22 protein-coding genes are annotated in these 24111 nt (G+C 58.5%); 12 read left to right on the top strand and 10 right to left on the bottom strand.

Features of this window, described 5'->3' with window-relative positions:
* The first annotated feature begins 261 nt into the window (after positions 1-261).
* Positions 262-5169 carry an NAD-glutamate dehydrogenase gene (locus AB7M26_RS22870; protein ID WP_123494336.1) on the top strand — a complete coding sequence of 1636 codons (4908 nt, stop codon included), beginning with the start codon at positions 262-264 and terminating at the stop codon, positions 5167-5169.
* Between the two features lie 238 nt (positions 5170-5407).
* Here the strand turns inward: AB7M26_RS22870 and AB7M26_RS22865 are convergent, their stop codons facing one another.
* Positions 5408-5701, bottom strand: a complete 294-nt coding sequence (locus AB7M26_RS22865; RefSeq protein ID WP_063343499.1) for a putative quinol monooxygenase — start codon at positions 5699-5701, stop codon at positions 5408-5410.
* 123 nt (positions 5702-5824) lie between these two features.
* On the bottom strand, positions 5825-7258 hold the full coding sequence (pdxR, locus tag AB7M26_RS22860) for a MocR-like pyridoxine biosynthesis transcription factor PdxR (RefSeq protein WP_123494338.1): 1434 nt from the start codon (positions 7256-7258) through the stop codon (positions 5825-5827).
* A gap of 205 nt (positions 7259-7463) precedes the next feature.
* Between pdxR and AB7M26_RS22855 the strand changes: the two genes are divergently transcribed.
* Positions 7464-7904, top strand: a complete 441-nt coding sequence (locus AB7M26_RS22855; protein ID WP_123494339.1) for a carboxymuconolactone decarboxylase family protein — start codon at positions 7464-7466, stop codon at positions 7902-7904.
* An 85-nt stretch (positions 7905-7989) separates the two neighbouring features.
* Positions 7990-8967, top strand: a complete 978-nt coding sequence (locus AB7M26_RS22850) for a LysR family transcriptional regulator (RefSeq protein ID WP_123494341.1) — start codon at positions 7990-7992, stop codon at positions 8965-8967.
* 124 nt (positions 8968-9091) lie between these two features.
* Here the strand turns inward: AB7M26_RS22850 and AB7M26_RS22845 are convergent, their stop codons facing one another.
* The gene (locus AB7M26_RS22845) at positions 9092-9241 is read right to left on the bottom strand and encodes a hypothetical protein (protein WP_185022035.1); all 150 of its coding nucleotides are present in this window, start codon (positions 9239-9241) and stop codon (positions 9092-9094) included.
* Between the two features lie 375 nt (positions 9242-9616).
* Between AB7M26_RS22845 and AB7M26_RS22840 the strand changes: the two genes are divergently transcribed.
* Positions 9617-10144, top strand: coding sequence for a GNAT family N-acetyltransferase (locus AB7M26_RS22840; RefSeq protein WP_123494343.1), 528 nt, complete (start codon positions 9617-9619; stop codon positions 10142-10144).
* A gap of 145 nt (positions 10145-10289) precedes the next feature.
* Here the strand turns inward: AB7M26_RS22840 and AB7M26_RS22835 are convergent, their stop codons facing one another.
* From AB7M26_RS22835 to AB7M26_RS22820, 4 genes are all read right to left on the bottom strand, one after another.
* Positions 10290-10982, bottom strand: coding sequence for an aspartate/glutamate racemase family protein (locus AB7M26_RS22835; protein ID WP_123494345.1), 693 nt, complete (start codon positions 10980-10982; stop codon positions 10290-10292).
* Positions 10983-11098: 116 nt separating this feature from the next.
* Positions 11099-11569, bottom strand: coding sequence for a DUF2599 domain-containing protein (locus AB7M26_RS22830; protein ID WP_123494347.1), 471 nt, complete (start codon positions 11567-11569; stop codon positions 11099-11101).
* Positions 11566-11769: a hypothetical protein gene (locus AB7M26_RS22825; protein WP_185022037.1), complete on the bottom strand. Its 204-nt coding sequence runs from the start codon at positions 11767-11769 to the stop codon at positions 11566-11568. The genes AB7M26_RS22830 and AB7M26_RS22825 overlap by 4 nt, the downstream gene beginning before the upstream one ends.
* 79 nt (positions 11770-11848) lie before the next feature.
* Entirely contained in the window at positions 11849-13357 is a 1509-nt protein-coding gene (locus tag AB7M26_RS22820; protein ID WP_123494348.1) for a hypothetical protein, read from the bottom strand.
* A gap of 252 nt (positions 13358-13609) precedes the next feature.
* Here AB7M26_RS22820 and AB7M26_RS22815 point away from each other — a divergent pair, with 252 nt between their 5' ends.
* The gene (locus AB7M26_RS22815) at positions 13610-14104 is read left to right on the top strand and encodes a hypothetical protein (protein ID WP_123494350.1); all 495 of its coding nucleotides are present in this window, start codon (positions 13610-13612) and stop codon (positions 14102-14104) included.
* Positions 14105-14278: 174 nt separating this feature from the next.
* On the opposite strand, the gene AB7M26_RS22810 is transcribed toward AB7M26_RS22815, so the two are convergent.
* Positions 14279-14500 (bottom strand): cbb3-type cytochrome c oxidase subunit 3, encoded by a 222-nt coding sequence (locus AB7M26_RS22810; protein ID WP_123494351.1) that lies wholly within the window; start codon positions 14498-14500, stop codon positions 14279-14281.
* A 15-nt stretch (positions 14501-14515) separates the two neighbouring features.
* The gene (ccoN, locus tag AB7M26_RS22805) at positions 14516-15943 is read right to left on the bottom strand and encodes a cytochrome-c oxidase, cbb3-type subunit I (RefSeq protein WP_123494352.1); all 1428 of its coding nucleotides are present in this window, start codon (positions 15941-15943) and stop codon (positions 14516-14518) included.
* A gap of 378 nt (positions 15944-16321) precedes the next feature.
* Between ccoN and AB7M26_RS22800 the strand changes: the two genes are divergently transcribed.
* The 5 genes from AB7M26_RS22800 to AB7M26_RS22780 all read left to right on the top strand — a co-directional run bounded on the left by AB7M26_RS22800 (position 16322) and on the right by AB7M26_RS22780 (position 22079).
* Positions 16322-17995, top strand: a complete 1674-nt coding sequence (locus tag AB7M26_RS22800) for a nitrite/sulfite reductase (protein WP_123494354.1) — start codon at positions 16322-16324, stop codon at positions 17993-17995.
* Positions 17992-18486, top strand: a complete 495-nt coding sequence (locus AB7M26_RS22795) for a DUF934 domain-containing protein (RefSeq protein ID WP_123494355.1) — start codon at positions 17992-17994, stop codon at positions 18484-18486. Before AB7M26_RS22800 ends, AB7M26_RS22795 begins: the two co-directional genes overlap by 4 nt.
* Before the next feature lie 225 nt (positions 18487-18711).
* Positions 18712-19680 carry a hypothetical protein gene (locus AB7M26_RS22790; RefSeq protein ID WP_123494356.1) on the top strand — a complete coding sequence of 323 codons (969 nt, stop codon included), beginning with the start codon at positions 18712-18714 and terminating at the stop codon, positions 19678-19680.
* 263 nt (positions 19681-19943) lie between these two features.
* Complete coding sequence (locus tag AB7M26_RS22785; RefSeq protein ID WP_123494358.1) at positions 19944-20615, top strand: DUF3313 domain-containing protein; 672 nt, start codon at positions 19944-19946, stop codon at positions 20613-20615.
* A 492-nt stretch (positions 20616-21107) separates the two neighbouring features.
* Complete coding sequence (locus tag AB7M26_RS22780; protein ID WP_123501467.1) at positions 21108-22079, top strand: IS110 family RNA-guided transposase; 972 nt, start codon at positions 21108-21110, stop codon at positions 22077-22079.
* Positions 22080-22154: 75 nt separating this feature from the next.
* Here the strand turns inward: AB7M26_RS22780 and AB7M26_RS22775 are convergent, their stop codons facing one another.
* Positions 22155-22580: a YciI family protein gene (locus AB7M26_RS22775; protein WP_123496885.1), complete on the bottom strand. Its 426-nt coding sequence runs from the start codon at positions 22578-22580 to the stop codon at positions 22155-22157.
* A gap of 181 nt (positions 22581-22761) precedes the next feature.
* On the opposite strand from AB7M26_RS22775, the gene AB7M26_RS22770 reads away from it, so the two are divergent.
* Both AB7M26_RS22770 and tpx read left to right on the top strand, forming a co-directional pair.
* The gene (locus AB7M26_RS22770; protein WP_123496884.1) at positions 22762-23205 is read left to right on the top strand and encodes an SRPBCC family protein; all 444 of its coding nucleotides are present in this window, start codon (positions 22762-22764) and stop codon (positions 23203-23205) included.
* Between the two features lie 230 nt (positions 23206-23435).
* Positions 23436-23936, top strand: coding sequence for a thiol peroxidase (gene tpx / locus AB7M26_RS22765; protein ID WP_123496883.1), 501 nt, complete (start codon positions 23436-23438; stop codon positions 23934-23936).
* Positions 23937-24111 lie beyond the last annotated feature (175 nt).

The raw sequence follows: 24111 nt of genomic DNA, 5'->3' as shown, positions 1-24111 counted from the left end.
CGCTGCAAGCATGGCCCTTGCCGCAGTCGTTAAGCTGCGCAACGGATGAGCACCCGTAAAGGCATTGCCTGTTGCCTTGGCAGTCGTTTTTGCAGATGCCCATTCTTGGAAGGTGAATGTGACCTGAGTGTCTCGTCCAGCTTCATCCACCTGTCATCCTGTTTCCTCTGCCCGAGAATCAGGAACAGGGTGACGGATTGCCCCGAAAGGGGTTTGCACGCGACGCTTCCATCAATAACAAGCCCAAGCGGAGTACCACAGATGGCGTTCTTCACCGCAGCCAGCAAAGCCGACTTCCAGCACCAACTGCAAGCGGCACTGGCGCAGCACATCAGTGAACAGGCACTGCCACAAGTGGCGCTGTTCGCTGAACAATTCTTCGGCATCATTTCCCTGGACGAGCTGACCCAGCGTCGGTTGTCCGACCTCGCCGGCTGCACCCTTTCTGCGTGGCGCCTGCTTGAGCGCTTCGATCACGCGCATCCGCAAGTGCGCGTCTACAACCCCGATTACGAACGCCACGGCTGGCAGTCGACCCACACCGCGGTCGAAGTGCTGCACCACGACCTGCCATTCCTGGTGGACTCGGTGCGCACCGAGCTGAACCGTCGCGGCTACAGCATTCATACCCTGCAAACCACTGTGCTGAGCGTGCGTCGCGGCAGCAAGGGCGAGCTGCTGGAAATCCTGCCCAAAGGCACCCAGGGCGAAGGCATTCTGCAAGAATCGCTGATGTACCTGGAAATCGACCGTTGCGCCAACACGGCCGAACTGAACGTCCTGACCAAAGAGCTGGAGCAGGTTCTCGGTGAAGTCCGCGTCGCGGTCGCCGATTTCGAACCGATGAAAGCCAAGGTCCAGGAGCTGATCGAAGGCATCGACAACAGCCAATTCATCATCGACGCCGACGAAAAGTCCGAAATCAAGAGCTTCCTGGAATGGCTGGTGGGCAACCACTTCACTTTCCTGGGCTACGAAGAATTCGTGGTGGGCGAGGATCAGAACGGCGGTCACATCGAATATGACCAGAACTCGTTCCTCGGCCTGACCAAACTGCTGCGTGCCGGCCTGACCGTCGACGATCTGCGCATCGAAGACTACGCCGTGAACTACCTGCGCGAACCGACACCGCTGTCGTTCGCCAAGGCTGCACACCCAAGCCGTGTCCACCGTCCGGCTTACCCGGATTACGTGTCGATCCGCCAGATCGATGCCGATGGCAAGGTCATCAAGGAATGCCGCTTCATGGGCCTGTACACCTCGTCGGTGTATGGCGAAAGCGTGCGGGTCATTCCTTACATCCGTCGTAAGGTCGAGATCATCGAACAGCGTTCGGGCTTCCAGGCCAAGGCTCACTTGGGCAAGGAACTGGCCCAGGTACTCGAAGTACTGCCCCGCGATGACTTGTTCCAGACCCCGGTGGACGAGCTGTTCACCACCGTGATGTCGATCGTACAGATCCAGGAACGCAACAAGATCCGTGTGTTCCTGCGCAAAGACCCGTACGGCCGTTTCTGCTACTGCCTGGCCTACGTGCCGCGCGACATCTACTCCACCGAAGTGCGCCAGAAGATCCAGCAAGTGCTGATGGATCGCCTGAAAGCCTCGGACTGCGAGTTCTGGACCTTCTTCTCCGAGTCTGTGCTGGCCCGTGTGCAACTGATTCTGCGGGTCGATCCGAAGAACCGTCTGGACATCGACCCGGTTCTGCTGGAAAAAGAAGTGGTACAGGCCTGCCGCAGCTGGCAGGACGACTACGCGAGCCTGGTGGTCGAGAGCTTCGGCGAAGCCCAGGGCACCAACGTGCTGGCCGACTTCCCGAAAGGCTTCCCGGCTGGTTACCGCGAGCGTTTCGCCGCCCACTCAGCTGTGGTCGACATGCAGCACCTGCTGAGCCTGAGCGAAAAAAATCCGCTGGTCATGAGCTTCTATCAGCCGCTGGCCCAGGTCTCCGGTCAGCGCATGCTGCACTGCAAGCTGTATCACGCCGACACCCCGCTGGCGTTGTCCGACGTGTTGCCGATCCTGGAAAACCTCGGCCTGCGCGTGCTGGGTGAGTTCCCGTATCGCCTGCGCCACAACAGCGGCCGCGAATTCTGGATTCACGACTTCGCGTTCACCGCCGCCGAAGGCCTGGAACTCGACATCCAGCAACTCAACGACACCTTGCAGGACGCTTTCGTCCACATCGTGCGTGGCGATGCCGAGAACGATGCCTTCAACCGCCTGGTGCTGACCGCCGGCCTGCCATGGCGCGATGTGGCGCTGCTGCGTGCCTACGCTCGTTACATGAAGCAGATCCGCCTGGGCTTCGACCTGGGTTACATCGCCAGCACCCTGAACAACCACACCGACATCGCTCGCGAGTTGACCCGGTTGTTCAAGACCCGTTTCTACCTGGCGCGCAAGCTTGCCAGCGACGATCTGGAAGACAAGCAGCAACGCCTGGAACACGCGATTCTGGCAGCACTGGACGATGTTCAGGTGCTGAACGAAGACCGCATCCTGCGTCGTTACCTGGACCTGATCAAAGCGACCCTGCGGACCAACTTCTACCAGACCGATGCCCACGGTCAGAACAAGTCCTACTTCAGCTTCAAGTTCAACCCGCACCAGATTCCAGAGCTGCCCAAGCCGGTACCGAAGTTCGAAATCTTCGTTTACTCGCCTCGCGTCGAAGGTGTGCACCTGCGCTTCGGCAACGTTGCTCGCGGTGGTCTGCGCTGGTCCGACCGTGAAGAAGACTTCCGCACCGAAGTCCTGGGCCTGGTAAAAGCCCAGCAAGTGAAGAACTCGGTCATCGTGCCGGTGGGGGCGAAGGGAGGCTTCCTGCCGCGTCGCCTGCCGCTGGGCGGCAGTCGTGACGAGATCGCGGCCGAGGGCATCGCCTGCTACCGCATCTTCATCTCGGGCCTGTTGGACATCACCGACAACCTGAAAGACGGCGCGCTGGTACCGCCGGCCAACGTCGTGCGTCATGACGACGATGACCCGTACCTGGTAGTGGCGGCAGACAAGGGCACTGCGACCTTCTCCGACATCGCCAACGGCATCGCCATCGACTACGGCTTCTGGCTCGGCGACGCCTTTGCGTCCGGTGGCTCGGCTGGTTACGACCACAAGAAAATGGGCATTACCGCCAAGGGCGCGTGGGTCGGCGTACAACGCCACTTCCGCGAGCGCGGCATCAATGTTCAGGAAGACAGCATCACTGTGGTGGGCGTCGGCGACATGGCCGGTGACGTGTTCGGTAACGGCTTGCTGATGTCCGACAAGTTGCAACTGGTCGCTGCTTTCAACCACCTGCACATCTTCATCGACCCGAACCCGGAGCCTGCCAACAGCTTCGCCGAGCGTCAGCGTCTGTTCGACTTGCCGCGTTCGGCGTGGTCGGACTACGACACCAGCATCATGTCCGAAGGCGGCGGGATCTTCTCGCGCAGCGCAAAAAGCATCGCGATTTCCCCGCAGATGAAAGAGCGTTTCGACATTCAGGCTGACAAGCTGACCCCGACCGAACTGCTGAATGCCTTGCTCAAGGCACCGGTAGACCTGTTGTGGAACGGCGGTATCGGCACCTACGTGAAAGCCAGCACCGAAAGCCACGCCGATGTCGGCGACAAGGCCAACGATGCACTGCGCGTGAACGGCAACGAACTGCGCTGCAAAGTCGTGGGCGAGGGCGGTAACCTCGGTATGACTCAGCTGGGTCGTGTCGAATTCGGCCTCAATGGCGGCGGTTCCAACACCGACTTCATCGACAACGCCGGTGGTGTGGACTGCTCCGACCACGAAGTGAACATCAAGATCCTGCTGAACGAAGTCGTGCACGCCGGCGACATGACCGACAAGCAACGTAACCAGTTGCTGGCGAGCATGACCGACGAAGTCGGCAACCTTGTGCTTGGTAACAACTACAAGCAGACTCAGGCCCTGTCCCTGGCGGCACGTCGTGCCTTCGTGCGGATTGCCGAATACAAACGTCTGATGAACGATCTGGAAAGCCGCGGCAAGCTGGATCGCGCCATCGAGTTCCTGCCGGCTGAAGAAGCGATCAACGAACGCCTCGCGGAAGGCCATGGCCTGACCCGTGCCGAGCTGTCGGTGCTGATCTCCTACAGCAAGATCGACCTCAAGGAAGCGCTGCTCAACTCCCTGGTGCCGGACGACGACTACCTGACCCGCGACATGGAAACCGCTTTCCCACCGACGCTGGTGAGCAAGTTCTCCGCTGCCATGCGCCGTCACCGTCTGAAGCGCGAAATCGTCAGCACCCAGATCGCCAACGATCTGGTGAACCACATGGGCATCACCTTCGTTCAACGACTCAAAGAGTCGACCGGCATGAGCCCGGCGAATGTTGCGGGGGCCTATGTAATAGTTCGGGATATCTTCCACCTCCCGCACTGGTTCCGGCAGATAGAAGCCCTGGATTATCAGGTGTCGGCCGACGTACAACTGGAGCTGATGGACGAGCTGATGCGCCTGGGTCGCCGCGCTACGCGCTGGTTCCTGCGCAGCCGTCGCAACGAGCAGAACGCTGCCCGTGACGTCGCGCACTTCGGTCCGCACCTGGCGGCGTTGGGCCTCAAGCTCGACGAACTGCTGGAAGGCCCGACCCGCGAAGGCTGGCAGACCCGCTACCAGGCTTACGTCGCTGCTGGCGTGCCTGAGTTGCTGGCGCGCATGGTTGCAGGCACCACTCACCTGTACACCTTGCTGCCGATCATCGAAGCTTCGGATGTGACCGGCCAGAACGCAGCGGACGTGGCCAAGGCCTACTTCGCCGTGGGCAGCGCGCTGGACATCACCTGGTACCTGCAACAGATCAGCGCTCTGCCGGTTGAAAACAACTGGCAGGCCCTGGCCCGTGAAGCGTTCCGTGATGACGTCGACTGGCAACAACGTGCGATCACCATCTCGGTCCTGCAACAGGGCGACGGCACCCAGGACGTGGAAACACGCCTGGCGCTGTGGATGGAAGAGCACGAAGGCATGATCGAACGCTGGCGCGCCATGCTGGTGGAAATCCGTGCCGCCAGCGGCACCGACTATGCCATGTACGCGGTGGCCAACCGCGAACTGCTGGACCTGGCGTTGAGCGGTCAAGCGGTGGTGCCTGCCACTGCGGCTGTCGCTGTCAGCACCGAGCTGGAACCGGCTGCCTGATAAGCGTTGAATGAAAAAGCCCTGTCTCGAAAGAGATGGGGCTTTTTTTTATCTGAAGGTTTTGTTGTGTCTGGTCGGGCCTCTTCGCGGGCAAGCCTCGCTCCTACAGGGATTGCGGGTGTCCACAAAATCGGCGTTCAACACAAAACCTGTCCGCGAAGAGGCCATCAATTGAGTTGTAGCAGCAGCCTCGCAAGCTCAACAGCTGCTACGGGGCTGCGATCTTTTGATCTTGCTTTTAAACGATTGGAAAGCTGTTGAAGTCGACTGCATTGGCCAACCGGCTGTCGATCAGGCCGATAAAGCCTTGCACTTCGGGGCAGTTGAAATGCGATTGCATGGCCGCTTCCGATTGCCAGCGGGCGCTGACTGTCCAGCGGGTGTCGTCCTCGGGGCAGCGGTCGACCATATAGGAGTCACAGCCCGGAAGTTCGCGCAGGGTGTCGACAATCTTTTGCAGTTGCTTACCCAGTTCGTCCGAGCGGCCGGCGGCCGCCTGCACCTTTACGGTGGTAATCACTTCGTTGGACATTGCTCACACTCCTGAATCAGGCCGGACGAATCCTGCTCATTGAGGGATAACGCCCAATCAGGATAGGCCTGCACCCCCAGACCGCCAATAGCCAATCACCGGATAAAGCCGCAGACCAATCCCTCAGTCGAGCTGCTGCAAGATATCCCTTAACCGGTCCAGGGCGATGTCGATGTCCAGGGTTTCGATCGCGCCGAACCCCAGGAAAAGCCCGGCCCGCGGCGCTTGCTGGTAAAAAAAGCTGTCCAGGGCATAGAGCCCCACTTCGACTTTTTTTGCCAATTCGATCACCAATGGCATATCGACCGGCACCTTGCACAGCACCGCCATGTGGAACCCGGCCGTGGTTGGCACCGCTTCGAACCACGGTGAAAGGTCGCCGGCCATGCGCGCCAGGATCCGTTCACGGCGCCCGGCGTAAATCGTATGGCAGCGCCTGATGTGCTTGAGCAGACAGCCCTCGGCGATGAACTTGGCGAGCGCCCATTGGGGCAGGGTGGAGGTATGCAGGTCGGTGAGCTGCTTGGCGCGGATCACCGCTTCGAGAATCGCCGGCGGCAATATCGCGTACCCGAGCCGCAGTTCCGGCAGCAAGGTCTTCGAAAAAGTGCCGACGTAGGCGACGATGCCTCGCTCATCCAGGCTTTGCAGCGAGTCGGTGGGCCGGCCTTCGTAGCGGAATTCGCTGTCGTAATCGTCTTCGATGATGATCGCGCCCAGCTCATAGGCCCTTGCGAGCAGGGCTTCGCGCCGGGCCTGGCTCATGGGCATGCCCAAGGGGAACTGGTGGGACGGGGTGACGTAAATCAGCCGGGTGCCATCGGGAATGTGCTCGACCTGAATGCCTTGCGCATCCACCGGCACGCCAACCACCGTTGCGCCATGGCTCCCGAACAACAGACGCGCCGGCGGGTAACCGGGGTCTTCCATGGCGACGAGGCTGCCCGGTTGGGTCAACACCCGGGAAATCAGGTCCAGCGCCTGTTGCGCGCCGTTGCACACCACCACGTCTTCGTCCTGACAATTGACCCCACGTGAAAACGCAATGTGCCGTGCGATGGCATTGCGCAGTGCCGGCAGGCCTTCGGGCAGGCTATAGAAACCTTTGGAACCGGCCATCTGGCGCAAGGCATGGGAAGTGCAGCGGCGCCAATCGTCCTGCGGAAACTGGCCCTTGCTGGTGGCGCCACCGATGAACTCGTAACGCAGCGAGCCTTCCAGTGTCGGGTGGCGCAAGAACGTCGGCAGGTTGCGCCAGCGTTCGATCACATCAAAGCTGGCCAGCTCCGAATGGCTCTGCTTGTGGACGATTTTCGCCGCCCGGGCATTGACGTAAGTGCCTTTGCCGATCACTCCGGTGAGGAAGTTCTCGTAGGTCAGTTGCGCATACGTGTCGGAAATGGTCTTGCGCGAGATCCCCAGTTGTTCGGCCAGCAAGCGGCTGGGCGGCAGTTGCGTCCCGGCTGTCAGGCGACCGGATTCAATGGCGTCGCGCAGTTGCCGGTACAACTGGCCTGCCAGGTCCTTGCGGCCGTTGATGACAACATGAAGTTCCATACCGGCGGGGCTCCTGGGGCGGTTGAGGCGACAGTGCGTCGCGCCAGATTACCCGCATGAACGGCTGCGCAGAAGTTGTGTCGCCGAAAAACCTGCGATTGGCCTGCTGCCGGGCGGTCCATGGTTTTTTCGCCAAATTGGGTCTGTAACCCTCGTGCATCGGCGCCTACCGTGGAGGCATTGATCAGCGCCATGAGGCACCGCCATGAACGCCCGCCTGGATTACTACAACGCATCGCCCAAAGCGATGAAAGCCATGATCGCGATGGAGGCCTTGACCAGCAACCTGAGCATCGAACAGGCGTTGCTGAACCTGATCAAAATCCGCGCCTCGCAGCTCAATGGCTGCGCCTTCTGCACCGACATGCACTCGGTGGACGCGCGCCGCTTCGGTGAGAGCGATCGCCGGCTGTATGCGATCGTGGTCTGGCGCGACAGCAATTTCTTCAACCCTCGGGAGCGAGCCGCCCTGGCCTGGACCGAAGCGGTGACCCTGCTCTCGCAAAGCCACGTGCCGGACGACGTTTACGCCCTGGCCCGGGAGCAGTTCAGCGAAGGTGAACTGGTCGACCTGACCATGGCCGTCAGCACCATCAACAGCTGGAATCGCCTGGCGGTGAGCTTTCGGCAAACGCCCGGTGGTTAATTCGCTTTTTGTGCGGCCGTCACATCAAGTTCATAAACAGTCAGCAGGATAAAACGCTCAAGGACAGATCGACAGGGAGTCATCAATGGCATTCATGGAACCCACTGATCGTCAGGATGTGACCGCGTACCGTTGGCCCGTAGAACAAAACCAATCCTTACACTCACTGGCCGGAATCGATCCGGTGCTGGTGCAGTCTTTCCGGGTCTGTGCCCGTTGCGGTTGTTTCATGCAAGCGGCCCGCAGTCTCAACATCAAATCGACCCAATTGCGTAAACAACTGGCACAACTTGAAGCGCAACTGCGGCGTTCGCTGTTCAGCCACTCCGGCAATGGCTTTGCACTCAGTCGTGACGGCTTGCAGCTTCAGGCGCAGTTGATTGCCCTGGCCCGTGAACGCGACTTGCCCGTGATCGAGCAGCCCTTGATTCGCCTGGCCGTCGCCGAGTCGATCCTGCACGACATCCTCGGTCGTGATCTGGTCTCGCTGCTGCGGCGCAACGCCAGTGTGCGCCTGGACATCATTTCCCTGGACAGCGAACTGTCCCTGCGAGCGATCAGCGCCGATGTGGTGGTATGGCTCGCGGGCACAGATTCGCCGTCGCCAGGCCCCAGTTTTGCCATCAGCGAGCCCCAGCGACTGGCACGGCTGGACTATCTGCCGCACATCGCCAAACGCTATTCACGGGTCGCGGCGCGGCCGGACAGCCTGGGTGACCTGGCCGATTTCATGCTGGTGCAATGGCAGCACGACCGCCATATCGCCGCTTTGGGCCCGTGGAACAGTCTGGTGGAGCAGCGCCTGGCCGGCGTGGTGCAACTGCATGCCTATGAGCTGATGCTGGAGATGATCCGCTGCAGCGCCTGCATCGGTTTATTGCCGCATTACATGAGCCAATTCGACCGGGGGCTGGTGGCGTTGCCCGGGCTCTTCAAGCAACCGATGCAGCGCCAGGTGTGGATGGCGGTCAATGCCGATTCCCGGGATGAAGGTGAGGTGCAGAGCATCGTCGAGCTGATCCACAACACCTTCAACGCGCGGCGGGAGTGGTTCGAGAGTTGATGACTAACTAATGTGGGAGCGGTCTTGCTCGCGAAGGCGGTGCGTCAGGCAACATTGATGTCGACTGACACACCGCCTTCGCGAGCAAGACCGTCCCCATGCCCTCCGTGGAACATGGGAACGATCAATTTCTTTGGCTATCCGCTTGGATATCGGCCGGTGTGGCGGTGAAGGCAGGCGGCGCAGCATGACTGTGCACTGTCTGAGCACCAACACCACAACTTGCGAAAAACGCCATCAGGCTGAATCCTGCGGCGCGAAGCAAACCTTTCATAGAAATTTCCTCATTTTCCAAAGGTGACATTCAGTCCGGCGAATAACGTCGTTTCTCTAGTCGAACGTCCAGGTGGCGGTGCACAACTCCGGTGCTGGATAGTCGATGGGTATGCTTTTTACTCTAGCAGGTGGTTGTCGCGTCAACGGTCTAGCCATGCCGCTCTGCATGCAGCACGCATCTCGGCAACCGCCAAGGGACACAAAACACCGCCACAGCCTGCCATCAAGAGCAAAAGATCGCAGCCTTCAACAAGCGACAGACGCGATCCAGAGTTGACACAGATCCATGTGGGAGCAACATTTTGATCTCGCCACTCATGGGGATCGCGGTTTAGAGTGACCGGTCACACACCGATCAAGGACGAACACCGCCATGCCTGACCACGACCCCGCCATTCACCTCGAACGCTTCAGCGAATCCCACATCGAGGGCATCACCGCGCTCTACAACGACCCCGCCGTGGCCCGGCAGGTGCTGCAAATGCCGTTTCAGTCCACCGAGGTCTGGCGCCAACGCCTGATGGCGGACAACGAGCGGGCGGTGAAACTGGTGGCGCTGCACCAGGGATCGGTCATCGGCAACATTGGCCTGGAACAGTTTTCGCGGATCCGCCGCAGCCACGCCGGCAGCTTCGGCATGGGTGTCGCCGTGGCGTGGCAGGGCAGGGGTGTCGGTTCGAAATTGCTGGCAGCAGCGCTGGACGTCGCCGACAACTGGATGAACCTGCAACGGGTAGAACTTTCGGTGTACGCCGACAACGAAGCGGCCATCGGCCTGTACCAGAAATTCGGTTTCGAGACCGAAGGCCTGTTCCGCGATTACGCCGTGCGTGACGGTCGGCTGGTCGATACCCTGAGCATGGCGCGCCTGCGTCGCACGCCCGAGGCCCAACGCCGGTAAGTCAAGAAATGTGAGCGACGAACATCCTGTGGGAGCGTGGCTTGCCCGCGAAGAACGATGACGCGTAATACCTGAAAAACCGCGGTGCATTCTTCGCGGGCAAGTCGGATCGCCGCACCGCTCGCTCCTACAGGTTCTGCGCGAGTCAGTCGCCCAACGCGAACGCCACCGCCGCCTGCGCATGCAGTTCGGTGGTATCGAGCAAGGGCAGGGCGCTGTGCTCGGGTTTGATCAGCATGCCGATTTCGGTACAGCCGAGGATGATCGCCTGGGCGCCGCGTTCGGTCAGCGACTTGATCACCCGTTGATAGACCTGGCGTGACGCCTCGCTGATCACCCCGACGCACAACTCGTCATAGATGATCCGGTGAACGGCCTGGCGCTCCTCAGCCTCCGGTACCAACACCGTCAGGCCCTTGGCCGTCAGACGTGCCTTGATAAAGTCTTGCTCCATGGTGAACGCAGTCCCCAGCAAACCCACGCGCAGCGCACCGACGTCCAATGCCGCTTGACCCGCCGGATCGGCAATGTGCAGGAACGGAATATCGATCGCTGCCTGAATCTGCCCGGCCACTTTGTGCATGGTGTTGGTACACAGCACCACGCACTCGGCGCCACCCGCCCGCAGACGCTGGGCTGCATCCACCAGAATCGCCGCGGCGTCGTCCCAGCGCCCGGCATGCTGGGCCTGTTCGACCGGGCCGAAGTCGACGCTGTACATCAACAGTTTCGCCGAGCGCAACGGCCCGAGGCGATCACGTACCTGCTGGTTGATAAGACGGTAATATTCGGCGCTGGACTCCCAGCTCATGCCGCCGATAAGGCCGATGGTGCGCATTGGATTTCCTCAGGCTATGGCCTGGGTCGATGAGCCAAGCCTGAAGGGAGTTTCCATTTGTTCGATGGCGGACACCAGCGATAAATCAACTGTAATGCTCATCTTTCATTGAAGTGTCATGGTGCTTTTTCAGGCAAGGGGACGACATGATTGCAGCCGGCAGCCAACGTTTGTGCATACCCCACATCTGGCCGCCACGGTTCCAGGTTCCACTGCGGTTTGTCCCTCGCAATCGCCAGATGACAAATCAGTTGGTGGCGCAGGCCATGGGTATTTTGCCAGTAGCTGCTATTGGAATAGTCACGGGAAAGTTCGTCCCAAAGGAAGGGTGTCCCTTCCGGTTGTGTCCGCCGCGCACAGGGTGTGGGCGTGATGGAAAACGACCACTGATAGTCCCGATACACCCATTGCGCACTTTCGACATATTTCACACAACGTTCCACGGTAAGGATGTAGCTGTCAGGGGTTTCTGTTGCTGTTTGCGCATAAAGGGGCGAGTTGATACTCAGCATCAAACCGACCCCCGTTAGCGAATGAAAGAGAATGCGCGGAGCATTGCCGAGCGTGCGCCACAGTAGGGTGTTCATTGAGCCACCCCCTGATCTGCGGCGACATAGGTGAAAGTGGCTGATTTTCGGTTGTAAAGCGTGTTCAGTTGAGTGGCGACGGCGGGGCCATTCAGGGGCTGGACATTATTGATCGTCCCTACTTCACTCGATGGTTTTATATCGACCTGAGTGCAACCCACCATTAGCGCGATTAACAGAACACCGATTATTTTGTGCATGACAAATCCCTCGTCCATATAAACGCCAAACAGTTTTGGGTGATCGGGTTACGCAGTGGTGTTGCCAAAGGTGAGCCCGCTACAGGGTCAGTCTCAGGAACCATGAAAAAATCAGTTTTTCGGTAGTGTCTGTTCTATGCAGGGTGTAATTGAACATGACGGATCTACCCCGATTTTCTGTTATCCATGCCGGCGGCACAGGCAGATTGGTGAAGTCGGGTTGTGTGATAGTGACTTCATCGCCATAGCGAGTGGTGATACCGAACAGGGCCATACGCACAGAGTAAGTAGCTTCCAGCGTTGGGTAGTAAGCCCTGAGATTGGTTTTGTCCGAATTAAGCGTCGGTTCCGGTAGATGATGTTTTTGCGCGGTGACCGTGATACGCAGGTTTTCGGAGGGTAGATTCTCGGTGGTACCTGGTAGCCTCACGGTGTAACTGATCTGCGCACCGCTACCGATGCAATCAACCACTTCCTGCCTGGGCACCAGAAATCTCAATACCTCTCCGGCATAGGCAACGGTTCGAATCTCGCTGCCATAAGTCGAATTGCGCCCGAGCCAATAGACTTTGACAGTTTGCCCGGGGGCGGAGCCGGTGTAGGCGACCTTTACCGTGGCGAACTTGGTCTCATAAAAATCCCGTTCAAAGTTCAATCGAGTGCCGTTGAGTTCCAACGCTTCCAAGACTTCGGGCGCTTTTAGATCCAGAACGGGTTTTTGGATGTGCACATTGATATAAGTGGTTTTTGACCAGATTGCGAGTGGGCCTGAGTTGTTGCCGATCTGGTCTCTCACTCGAAAGCGCATGGCAAATCGGGGATTGTCACCTTTCTGAAACGCATCGGCGAACAGCTTCAGCTGTACGATGCCGGCCGTGGCCTGGGCTGCCGTGACGGTGTGGGGGATTTCGTGGCCGTCACAATCGAGGGTAATGACGTCGTGTTCGCGCATGTAGCTATAGGTCAACGTGACATCTACCCCTTGCGCGGCGCGAGCGGCATCCACTCCATTGGCGATGACATCTGCCGGAAGCGTCATCAGCAGATAGGGGTTGTCTCCCGAGCCTGTCACCTCGCCGCCAGGACGCGGGGTATTGAAGAGTACGACGCGTGGCAGAGAGGTTTCTTCTGGCTGGCTGATCCGCTTCACCCTCAGGCGCAGACGGTTAATGCCATTGCGCAGAAGTCCGCCGGGTACGTTCAGAATGAATCGTTGCGGATCATCATCTTCATCCGGCTGAATGGTTTTGCCGTCTATCGCCGTCTCTGATTCATTCAGCAGTAAATCCGCCCTGTCACCTTCCGAAAAATTAAACCAGGGGTCGATCCAGACGGGCATCAGTCCATTTACGATGAGCGCTAGTCCGATGCCGCCTTCAGGGTTTTCGGGATGGATAACCGGTTGTTTCCAGCCGGGGATGATCACTTTGTCGATTGCGAAAAGACTGTTATCAACGCTCGCACTGTTCATTCCGCCTATGGGATTCGCAGGCTGGGTAAACGGAGGAGTCAATCCGTAAACGATCATTTTTTTGATGGTCACATAATTGGTTACCCGGCATTTGGTGCGATCGTTCCCACTGTTCATGATGTGTGCTCCTGACTGTACGGATTGAATGTTTTACTCCCGCGTTGGGCAGTGTTATCAAACACCCCGGATATGGATGTTGGCTACTGTCAGATCTGACAGGTGCTCCCCTGAAAAGCAGGTAAAACACGACCATTCGTCGCGTTCATCTGCCCAGGCTCTGTAGCCGTTCGCACCTTTGCCGTACGCGAGCTGTCGGCATCTGCCATGATCGACATTCGCAACATCGCTTCAACCAAAAGGAACACCGCAATGGACGATGTACAGCAACTGGGCGAGATGCTTCGCCACTATGCAGATAGCGAAGCGCACAAGAAGCAACTGTTTGAGTCGCAATCGGCCGTGTGGGCGACGCGCATTGGTGAGTTGTTCGATCAGATCCAGCAGTGGCTGGCTCCGGTCCTGACGCCGAATCTGTTGGAAGTGAGCCGCGAGGCGTATGTCGCGTCCGGGCCGAGCGTGCCGCTCGAGACGTCGCCGTTCAAGACCGAGAAACTGTCTATTGTGATTGCCGGTAAACCGGTGGAGTTCGTGCCGGACGTGATGGGCGCGGGTGGGCAGATTTCCCTTGCCGTGATGGGCTTGACCGCCGCGCGTTATGGCAGCATTTCGCTGGTGTGCCTGCCGCCCTCCAGCAATTGGCAATGGCGCAAGACCAATGGTTTGAAAGACCCGGATACCTTTGGCTTCGATGCGAACTTCCTGGCGCAGCAACTGCAGAGCCTGATTCCCCGCGAGCGCGGCTGACCGGAGTAATCGACACCTAACCCTGTGGGAGCGGGCTTGCCCGCGATGGCGTCAGCCCATTCAACATTTTCTGCGCCTGAGACACCGCTATCGCGGGCAAGCCACGCTCCCACAATGATCGGTGTCGTTCACCAAATCTTTGGCCGAAGCAGATACCTGTGGGAGCGGGATGTATCAAATTTCGAGGTTGCCCCAACCCGGCTTCACCTCTTCCGGCGCCACCGCTTTCACAGTCTTACCCGTCGCCAATTCCACCCGCCGCGCCACCTCGGGGTCATCGGCGAACGGAATCAGGCTGGCATCCTCCAGGCTCTCGGCCGTCTGGTGTTTCAGGCAGTATTCGACCGCCAGCCAAAGCCCCAAAACACCCAATAGATTCAGCGCCATCTCGATCATGTCAGGCTCCTTGCCTCAGGCAATCTGCGCTTCAAGTTCAGCCATCCTCACGTCCGACACCCGCACCGTGCGCCAGGTGTTGTAGGCCATCAGCAACATGCCGCTGAGGAAGAACACCCCACCGACAAAGCGCACTACAAACCCCGGATGACTGGCCTGCAAGGCTTCGACGAAGGAGTAGGTCAGCGTGCCGTCGTCGTTGATCGCGCGCCACATCAAACCCTGGGTGATGCCGTTGACCCACATCGAGGCGATGTACAGCACGGTGCCGATGGTCGCCAGCCAGAAGTGCGCGTTGATCAGGCCGATGCTGTGCATCTGCGGGCGGCCGAAGACTTTCGGGACCATGTGGTAGATGGCGCCGAAGGTGATCATAGCCACCCAGCCCAGGGCTCCGGCGTGAACGTGGCCGATGGTCCAGTCGGTGTAGTGGGAGAGGGCGTTCACCGTCTTGATCGCCATCATCGGCCCTTCAAACGTCGACATGCCGTAGAAGGCCAGGGACAGCACCAGAAAGCGCAGGATCGGGTCGGTGCGCAACTTATGCCAGGCGCCCGACAGGGTCATCATGCCGTTGATCATGCCGCCCCAACTCGGCGCCAACAGGATCAGCGACATCGCCATGCCCAGCGACTGTGCCCAGTCTGGCAACGCGGTGTAGTGCAAGTGGTGGGGACCTGCCCAGATGTACAGGGTGATCAGCGCCCAGAAATGCACGATCGACAAGCGATAGGAATACACCGGCCGACCCACCTGTTTTGGCACGAAGTAATACATCATTCCGAGGAAGCCGGTAGTCAGGAAGAACCCCACCGCGTTGTGCCCGTACCACCATTGCACCATGGCGTCGGTGGCCCCGGAATACACCGGATACGACTTGAACCAGTCCACCGGAATCGACAGGTGATTGACCACGTGCAGCATGGCGATCACCACAATGAACGCGCCGAAAAACCAGTTGCCGACGTAGATGTGTTTGGTCTTGCGTTGCACCACAGTGGTGAAGAACACGATGGCGTAAGCGACCCAGACCACCGTCATCCACACCGCGCCGGAGAATTCGATCTCGGCGTATTCCTTGGTGGTGGTGTAGCCCAGCGGCAGAGTAATCAGCATCACCACGATCACCGATTGCCAGCCCCAGAAGGTGAAGGCGGCGAGCTTGTCGGAACACAGCCGCACTTGGCAGGTGCGTTGCACCGCGTAGTAACTGGCGGCGAATTGGGCGCTACCGGCAAAGCCGAAAATCACCAGGCTGGTGTGCAGCGGACGCAAGCGGCCGAAGGTGGTCCACGGCAGGTCGAGGTTCATCTCCGGCCACACCAGTTGCGAGGCGATCCACACCCCCATCGCCATCCCGACGACACCCCACACAATGGTTGCCACGACGAATTGGCGAACGACCTTGTAGTTATAGGCCTGCCCGATTGTTGCTGTGCTCATGGTCAATTCTTCCACGGTTGCAAAGTCTTGCCAGGCCACCCGGTCTGGCATGCCATGAACTGTAGAAACCCTGCCGCAAACAAAACAGACTCAGAAAAACCGGGTTTATGCGGATCAGATGCGATGCGGGTCTGCGGCCATAGGCCGCGCCCTGATACGGTTTTTTAGTGTCTAGCTGAATCTGTAACGTGCTGCGCTGCTGTCGCATAGTTGCACCCCAAGAGCGAACCGCAGAGTTCGATACACCGCAGTTCCTGTGGGAGCGGGCTTGCCCGCGATTGCGGAGTGTCAGTCAAAGTCCATATTGACTGTGCCGCCGTCATCGCGGGCAAGCCCGCTCCCACAGGTTCTGTGCAAAATTCCTGATGAGGCAGCCACATGTATCAATACGATGACTATGACCGGGCCCTGGTGTTCGAGCGTGTTGCGCAGTTTCGCGATCAGGTCGAACGTTTCATGGCCGGGGAGTTGAGTGAAGAAGAGTTCCTGCCCCTGCGCCTGCAGAACGGCCTGTACATGCAAAAACATGCCTACATGCTGCGCGTGGCAATTCCTTACGGCACGCTGAGCGCCAAGCAAATGTGCATTCTGGCGAGCATTGCGCGGGACTACGATCGTGGCTACGGCCACTTCACCACCCGGCAGAACATGCAGTTCAACTGGATCGAACTGGCCCAGGTGCCGGACATTCTCGAACGTCTGGCCGAAGTGGAAATGCACGCGATCCAGACCTCCGGCAACTGCGTGCGCAACATCACCACCGAAGCCTTCGCCGGCGTCGCGGCGGACGAGTTGATGGACCCGCGCCCACTGGCAGAGATCCTGCGGCAATGGTCGACCATCAACCCGGAATTCCTGTTCCTGCCGCGCAAGTTCAAGATCGCCATCTGCTCGGCGAAGCAGGACCGCGCGGCGATCATGATGCATGACATCGGCCTCTATCTTTATCGCGATGACAGCGGGCAAATGCTCTTGCGGGTGATCGTGGGTGGCGGGTTGGGGCGCACGCCGATCCTCGGTTTGCAGATTCGCGATGGCTTGCCGTGGCAGCACCTGCTGTCCTATGTCGAGGCGGTGCTGCGGGTCTATAACCGCCACGGGCGGCGCGATAACAAATACAAGGCGCGGATCAAGATTCTGGTAAAGGCTTTGGGTATCGAAGCGTTCGCCAAGGAAGTGGAGGAGGAGTGGCAATACCTCAAGGACGGTCCGGCGCAGTTGACCGACGTCGAGTATGAGCGTGTCGCCAGTGCCTTCGTGCCGCCCGATTACCGTTCACTGGCCGGCACCGACCTGGATTTCGGCACGCGTCTGGCCGAGAACCCGGCCTTCGCCCGTTGGGTGACGCGCAACGTTCAACCGCACAAGGTGCCGGGTTACGCCAGCGTGGTGCTGTCGACCAAACCGGGCATCGCCGCGCCACCGGGGGATGTCACGGCCGAGCAAATGGAGGCGGTGGCCCAGTGGTCCGAACAGTTCGGCTTCGGCGAAATTCGCATCGCCCATGAACAGAACGTCGTCCTGCCGGACGTGCCCAAGACCGATCTTTACCCGCTGTGGTGCCTGGCCTGCGAGCAAGGCCTGGGATGCGCCAACATCGGCTTGTTGACCGACATCATCGCCTGCCCCGGCGGCGACTTCTGCGCGTTGGCCAACGCCAAATCCATTCCCGTCGCACAAGCGATACAGGCGCGATTCGAGAACCTGGATTACCTGCATGACCTGGGCGACATCAGTCTGAATATCTCCGGTTGCATGAACGCCTGCGGCCACCACCACATCGGCAACATCGGCATTCTTGGCGTCGATAAGAACGGCAGCGAGTGGTACCAGATCACCCTTGGCGGCGCCCAGGGCAAGAGCAGCGCGTTGGGCAAAGTCATCGGCCCGTCCTTCAGCGCCGCTGAAGTGCCCGCGGTGATCGAGCGGATCATCGCTACATTTGTCCGCTACCGCGAGAGCGAGGAACTGTTCGTCGATACCTTGGCGCGCATCGGTCTGGAGCCGTTCAAGGAACGGGTTTACCCGAAAATGCTGGAGGTGTCGGCATGAATAATCTGCTGCGTTTGCAAGAGGGCGGTGCCGAGTGGGTGCGCGATGATCCGTGGCAGTTGATTCGTGAAGCAACGGATGAGTTGCCGGCCGGACCGCTGATACTGCCGTTACCCCAGTGGCTGGCACTTAATGCCGACAGGACATCAGCGCTCGAAGGCGTCTGGCTGGGGCCTAACGAGGAAGTGACAAACCTGACCCCGTGGTTTCCCGACCTGCCGCTGATTGCCCTCGACTTCCCGAGTTTTCGCGACGGCCGCGCCTACAGCCAGGCCTATTTGCTGCGTACGCGTTTCGGTTGGCAAGGCGAATTGCGCGCGATTGGTGATGTGCTGCGCGATCAACTCAGCCACATGCGCCAATGCGGTTTCGACAGTTTCGCCGTGCGTGAAGATAAATCCGCTGAAGATGCGCTGAAGGGATTGGCGGGGATGAGCGTGTTGTACGGACGCTCGGTGATTGAGCCGCGACCGCTGTTCAGGCGGCGCTGAAGCCTGTGGCAAGTCAAGAATTTTGAGCGACGAAAATCCTGTGGGAGCGTGGCTTGCCCGCGAAGAATGCATCGCGGTTTTTCAGGTATTACGCGTCATCGTTCTTCGCGGGCAAGCCACGCTCCTACAGGGATCTCTCTTGTCTGGGTATTTTTGCTTGGGCCAATGATGGCATTTTGATAGAGTCCGCGCCTCATAGGGAGTCAGCAAAGAAAGGAGTCTGGTTTGAGCGTGGGCAAGAAGATTTTAGGGCTTTTCGCGTTGCTGCTGATGGCGGCCCTGTGGGGCAGTTACTTTTATGTGTTCAAAGAGAACCGTACCGGCCAGCTCGGGGAGACCTTCAGCAGCTACGCCTGGTGTGGCACGCCACCGGCCAGCGATGCCACAGGCTCGGGCAGGGATCGAATGTCGCTGCACATCACCAACAACGTTCATGGCGAGTTCATGCTCTCGGGCGCGGTGATTGTCTCCGAGCGAACCTTTGATCGCTATGACCTGGGCCGCAACGAACTGCGGCTGCGCATGGAACCCCTGCAGTGGTCCTACGGCATTGCGCCGATTCTCATGGAGCAGGTCAGGATCAAGCCCCTGAGCCGCAACCTGTCTTCGACCGATAAAAGTGCCTACGCGGAACTTGAGTCCAGACCCATCGGGGTCTTGGGGCGGTCGACGGACTTTCCGTTCGACACCTATCGCTACGGCTACAAACCGGTGCTGTACATCCTCAAGGGCAATGAGCGCATTGACCTGAAATTCAGGCACATCACCACTGGCATGGAGATGTCGAACACCTTTACGCCAATCCAGAAGTACAACCGTGTCGAGTACATCAACGAGAAAAATTCGTTGATTCGCGAGGAGGATTACAAGCCCTACGGCGCCAACGAATGCGCGTTCAGTGTCGAGCGCAAGGGCTCGTTCAAGGTGATTGTGCTGTTGTTGTTGCTGGTGATGTGCCTGCCGCTGCTGCACGTGTTTTATCGCGATGAGCCGGGCATCGATTTTCTCGCGACGCTGGTGAGTATTGGTGCGATCCGGGTGTTTCTGGTGGGGCCGTTGAACGACTTTCAGCTGTACAGCATCGACTTCCTGTTCGCGGCGGTGATCATCCTGGTGGGCACGGTGTCGCTGATCAAGGCGATGCGCGCCAATGGTCGGCGGGAACTGGCGGCGGAAAGCGGATCTTCGTGGTGATCGGCCAGGTTTTTCCAGATGAGGTTTTGTGTTGTTCGAGTTGATGTCTTCGCGGGCAAGCCTCGCTCCTGCAAGGGTTTTGGTTCATACAACCCGGACCTGTAGGAGCGAGGCTTGCCCGCGAAGAGGCCTTTGAATATGGCCGCGATCACCTCAGCAATAGATGAATATTGTGCTTTTTGATAACAAAGTGCCGAGCATTGGCTATACCTGTAATTCCCGTATTCAATATTGTTGCCCGGCCTTCTGACAGGAGTTACAGCATGAAGCTTGCGTTACTGATGAGCACACTGTGCATCGCCTCGATCGGGGTGGTAGGTTGCTCGAGCAAAGTCGTCGAGCCGGACCAGTATTCCGGTTTTCTCAAGAACTACAGTCAGCTGAAGGAGGCCAAGTCGCCATCGGGCGCTGTGGTAATGCGCTGGATGGACCCCAAGCTCGATATCAACAAATTCACCAGTGTCTACATCGAGCCGACGCAGCTCTACCCCAAACCGCAACCGACGGTGAAAATTCCTCAGACCACACTGAACGGCATCACCAGTTACTACGATCAAGCACTTAAACGCGAAATAGGCAGATCCCTGCCACTGGCCAATGGTCCCGGCCCAGGCGTTATGGTGGTGCGTGCGGCGATCACCTCTGTTACCAGCAAGACCGAAAGCCTCCAGCCTTATGAAGTGATCCCGATCGCCCTGGTAGCGGCGGCAGTCAGTACAGCCAGCGGCATTCGCGACCAGGAAACCAATCTGGCCACCGAAGCGGTATTTCTCGATGGTGGCAACAACAAAGTCGTGGCCCAAGTGGTGCGCAAGGGCATTGGCAAACCGCTGGAAAACTCAGATCAGGTGATGAAGGCCGGTGACGTGAAAAACGTGATCGATGGCTGGGCATCGGATATGCATCAGTCGTATCTGAAACTCAAGTCCAAGTAATGCGGCGGGGCTGAGAGCCTCTTCGCGAGCAAGCCCGCTCACACATTGATTCTGTTTCGATCACAGATGTTGTGTACACCAGAGATCAAATGTGGGAGCGAGCTTGCTCGCGAAAGCGGTCTCCGGGTACCACTAATTCCCCCCCGCAATCCCGATACCCCGCGTAGGAGCTGCCGAAGGCTGCGATCTTTTGATCTTGCTCTTTTCGAGGGCCGCAAAAACAAAATCAAAAGATCGCAGCCTTCGGCAGCTCCTTGTATCTCGACTATCGCTCCGTCAGGAGCGATAGTTCTCGACTGATCATCGAGGGAGGGACCTGGAAGCCGTGCAGCTCCTTAGGCTTTTTGCCTGTGATGTAGATTGTGCTCCAACCCTCCACACTCACTCGTACAGTTCGAACGGTATCTTGGGCCCGTCTTTGGCGAGAGCCCGCATTCACAAGGTTGGACAGAGTGCAGTGATGATCGAAAACGGATCAATGGAGAGACGCTTATGTCCAGTTTTGTCGGTGTCGATGTCGCTAAAAACACCTTTGATATCGCCACTCATCTGCCAAACGGCAAACACAAAACCAAGGCCAAACTGGCCAACGACCCCAAGGGTTTCAAGGAATTTGAAGCCTGGTTGCAGAAGCAGGTCGAACCTTCGGCGCTGATCGTGATGGAAGCCACCAGCGTTTATCACCTGGAGTTAGCCGAGTTCGTCTACAACAAAGGTTATCGGGTTTGTGTGGTCAATCCGGCCACGACCCATGCCTACGCTGGCAGTGAATTGCGTCGGATCAAAACCGATAAAAGCGATGCCAAACTGATCGCTGACTTCGCCCGCGAAAAGAGTGAGAAGCTTCAGCTTTGGGCTCCGGAGCCGCTCAAGTATCGCCAGTTGAAAGCCTTGGTGCGCCGCCTGGACGATCTCCAAGAGATGGAGCAAATGGAGCGTAATCGTCTGGACGTGTCCGATGAAAAGGTTAAAGCCTCGATCAACTCGGTGCTGCACCATATCGAAAAGGAAATCGCCGAAACCCACAAGGCGATCAAAAAACATATCGACGACGACCCGGATATGCGCGAGATGCGTAATTTGATCGTGACCATTGATGGTATCGGGGAAAAAACGATTGAGCGGCTGCTGGCCGAACTGGGCGACCTGCGCAAGTATGACGATCCTCGCAAACTGGTTGCTGCCGCAGGGCTGAACCCGAAGCTTCACGACTCGGGCCTGCTCAAGGGGCGCACTACGATTTCAAAAATCGGCTCAGTGCGTGTGCGCGCGGGCCTCTACATGCCAGGCCTGGTGGCCTTGCAACACAATGAGGCGATCAAAGCCATGAAAGACCGCCTGAAGGCCAACGGCAAGGCCCCCAAGCAGATCATTTGTGCAGCGATGCGCAAGCTGCTGCACTTCGTTTATGGCGTGCTCAAATCGGGCCAGCCTTATGACCCGAAACTTGCGCTTGCTCGGTGAGGTTCAAGACGGTATCTACGAAGCGGCATCAGGTGCATCAGGTGCATCAGGTGCATCAGGTGCATCAGTTTTGCTTCAGTGCTTCTTCGCCTGCGCACGTACTCGTTCTTCCTGCTCGCGCAACTGCGGTGTGAACTCGGCCCCGAAGTCTTCGGCCTCGTACACCTGGCGAATCTCGATCTCGGCCTCTGTACCCGGCATCGGGTTGGGGCAGCGCTTGACCCACTCGATCGCTTCCTCTTTCGACTTCACCTGCCACAACCAGTAGCCAGCGATCAGCTCCTTGGTTTCGGCGAACGGGCCGTCGATCACCGTACGCTCGTCACCCGAAAAACGTACGCGGGCGCCTTTACTGCTGGGCTGCAGGCCGTCGCAATCGATGAGGATGCCGGCCTTGGCCAGTTCCTCGTTGAAATTGCCCATCGCGGCCATCAGTTCTTCGCTGGGCATCACACCAGCCTCGGAATCCGGGCTGGCTTTCACAATGATCATGAATCGCATGGTTTTGTCTCCGCTGGATGTGAGTGACTCACTGTTTAGTCGAATGGCCATGGGCCAAATCGACAATGCGGCCCAAGGAAAATCACTACAAACCTTCTGCCCCTATCTCCTACGGGGGATAGGTAGGATTTTAGCGTGATGGTAGTCTGCCAATCCCCTGGCCGATGGGATGCCATCATTCATGCCCGTTCTGGAACTCACCACCCTGATCCCCAACCGCACACCCAAGCAAGTACTCGACTTTTGCCTGGAAGGCGTCAACTTCCCGAAGATCTTCCCCGAACGGGTCACGCCGCAGGGTGATATCGACCTGAACAACTTGCGCATCGAAGCCGGTCGCCAGTTTCGCTTTCGGCACTGGATGTTCAACTTGATCCCGTCGAGCTGGACGGTGGTGATCCGCGAGGTGGGAGAGCACCATTTCATCGATGAAATGCTCGAGGGGCCAATGGCTGCCTTTCGTCATGAACATCGGGTGGCGGCGGGTGAGGGCGGTACGCTGTACACCGACCGTGTGGCCTATGCAGCCATGGGTGGCGCGCCGTTGGAGTGGCTGGTGGTCAATGCCTACATGCGGCGGATTTTCGAAGCGCGGCATCGTAATATGCTTGGATTGCTGGGCTGACATTTATCTGTAGGAGCGAGGCTTGCCCGCGAAGACGGTGTGTCAGGCAACATTGATGCAACTGACAGCCCCTCTTCGCGGGCAAGCCTCGCTCCTACAGGGGGTTGTGTAGTTTGTGAGGTTCTGCAACACAATTTGCTTTGTATTTGGGCATAGGTCGCCAGACCATTTCGTGGTTAACTTCGGCCTCGTCAAAATTCTCTACATCAACGTTCAGAAGGACTCCGTTCATGGCTCAAGTCACTCTTAAAGGCAACCCGGTTCAAGTCAACGGCCAACTGCCACAAGCCGGTTCCAAGGCGCCAGCCTTTTCCCTGGTTGCCGGCAATCTGTCGGACGTGACCCTGGCGAGCTTCGCCGGCAAGCGCAAAGTGCTGAACATTTTCCCAAGCATCGACACCCCGACCTGCGCCACTTCGGTTCGCAAGTTCAACGCCCAGGCCAACGACGTCGCCAACACCGTCGTGCTGTGCATCTCCGCTGACCTGCCGTTCGCCCAAGCCCGTTTCTGCGGCGCCGAAGGCCTGGAAAACGTGCAAAACCTGTCGACCCTGCGCGGTGCCGAGTTCATCGAGAACTACGGCGTGGCGATTGCCGATGGCCCACTCAAAGGCCTGACCGCCCGTGCCGTCGTGGTGCTGGACGAGAACGACAAGGTTCTGCACAGCGAACTGGTCAAGGAAATCGCTGAAGAACCGAACTACGAAGCTGCTCTCGCAGCTCTGAAATAAGCATACTTTTACAATTGTTAACGGCCTAGGGGGCGTTCTCAGTTAATTCCCCCGCCGCGTTGTCGCCTTAAAGCGGGCCAGGCAAGGCGCAGGCCGCTGGGAATGGTTGTTCCCTTTCCAAGGCCTGCAACGCAGCCTGGCCCGCTTTAAGGCACAACCCGAAGGGCCGGGCCTG

Source organism: Pseudomonas sp. F-14 TE3482, assembly GCF_053629455.1.
Note: the sequence above shows the minus strand (reverse complement) of the source record. Positions and strands in the feature narration are given on the sequence as shown.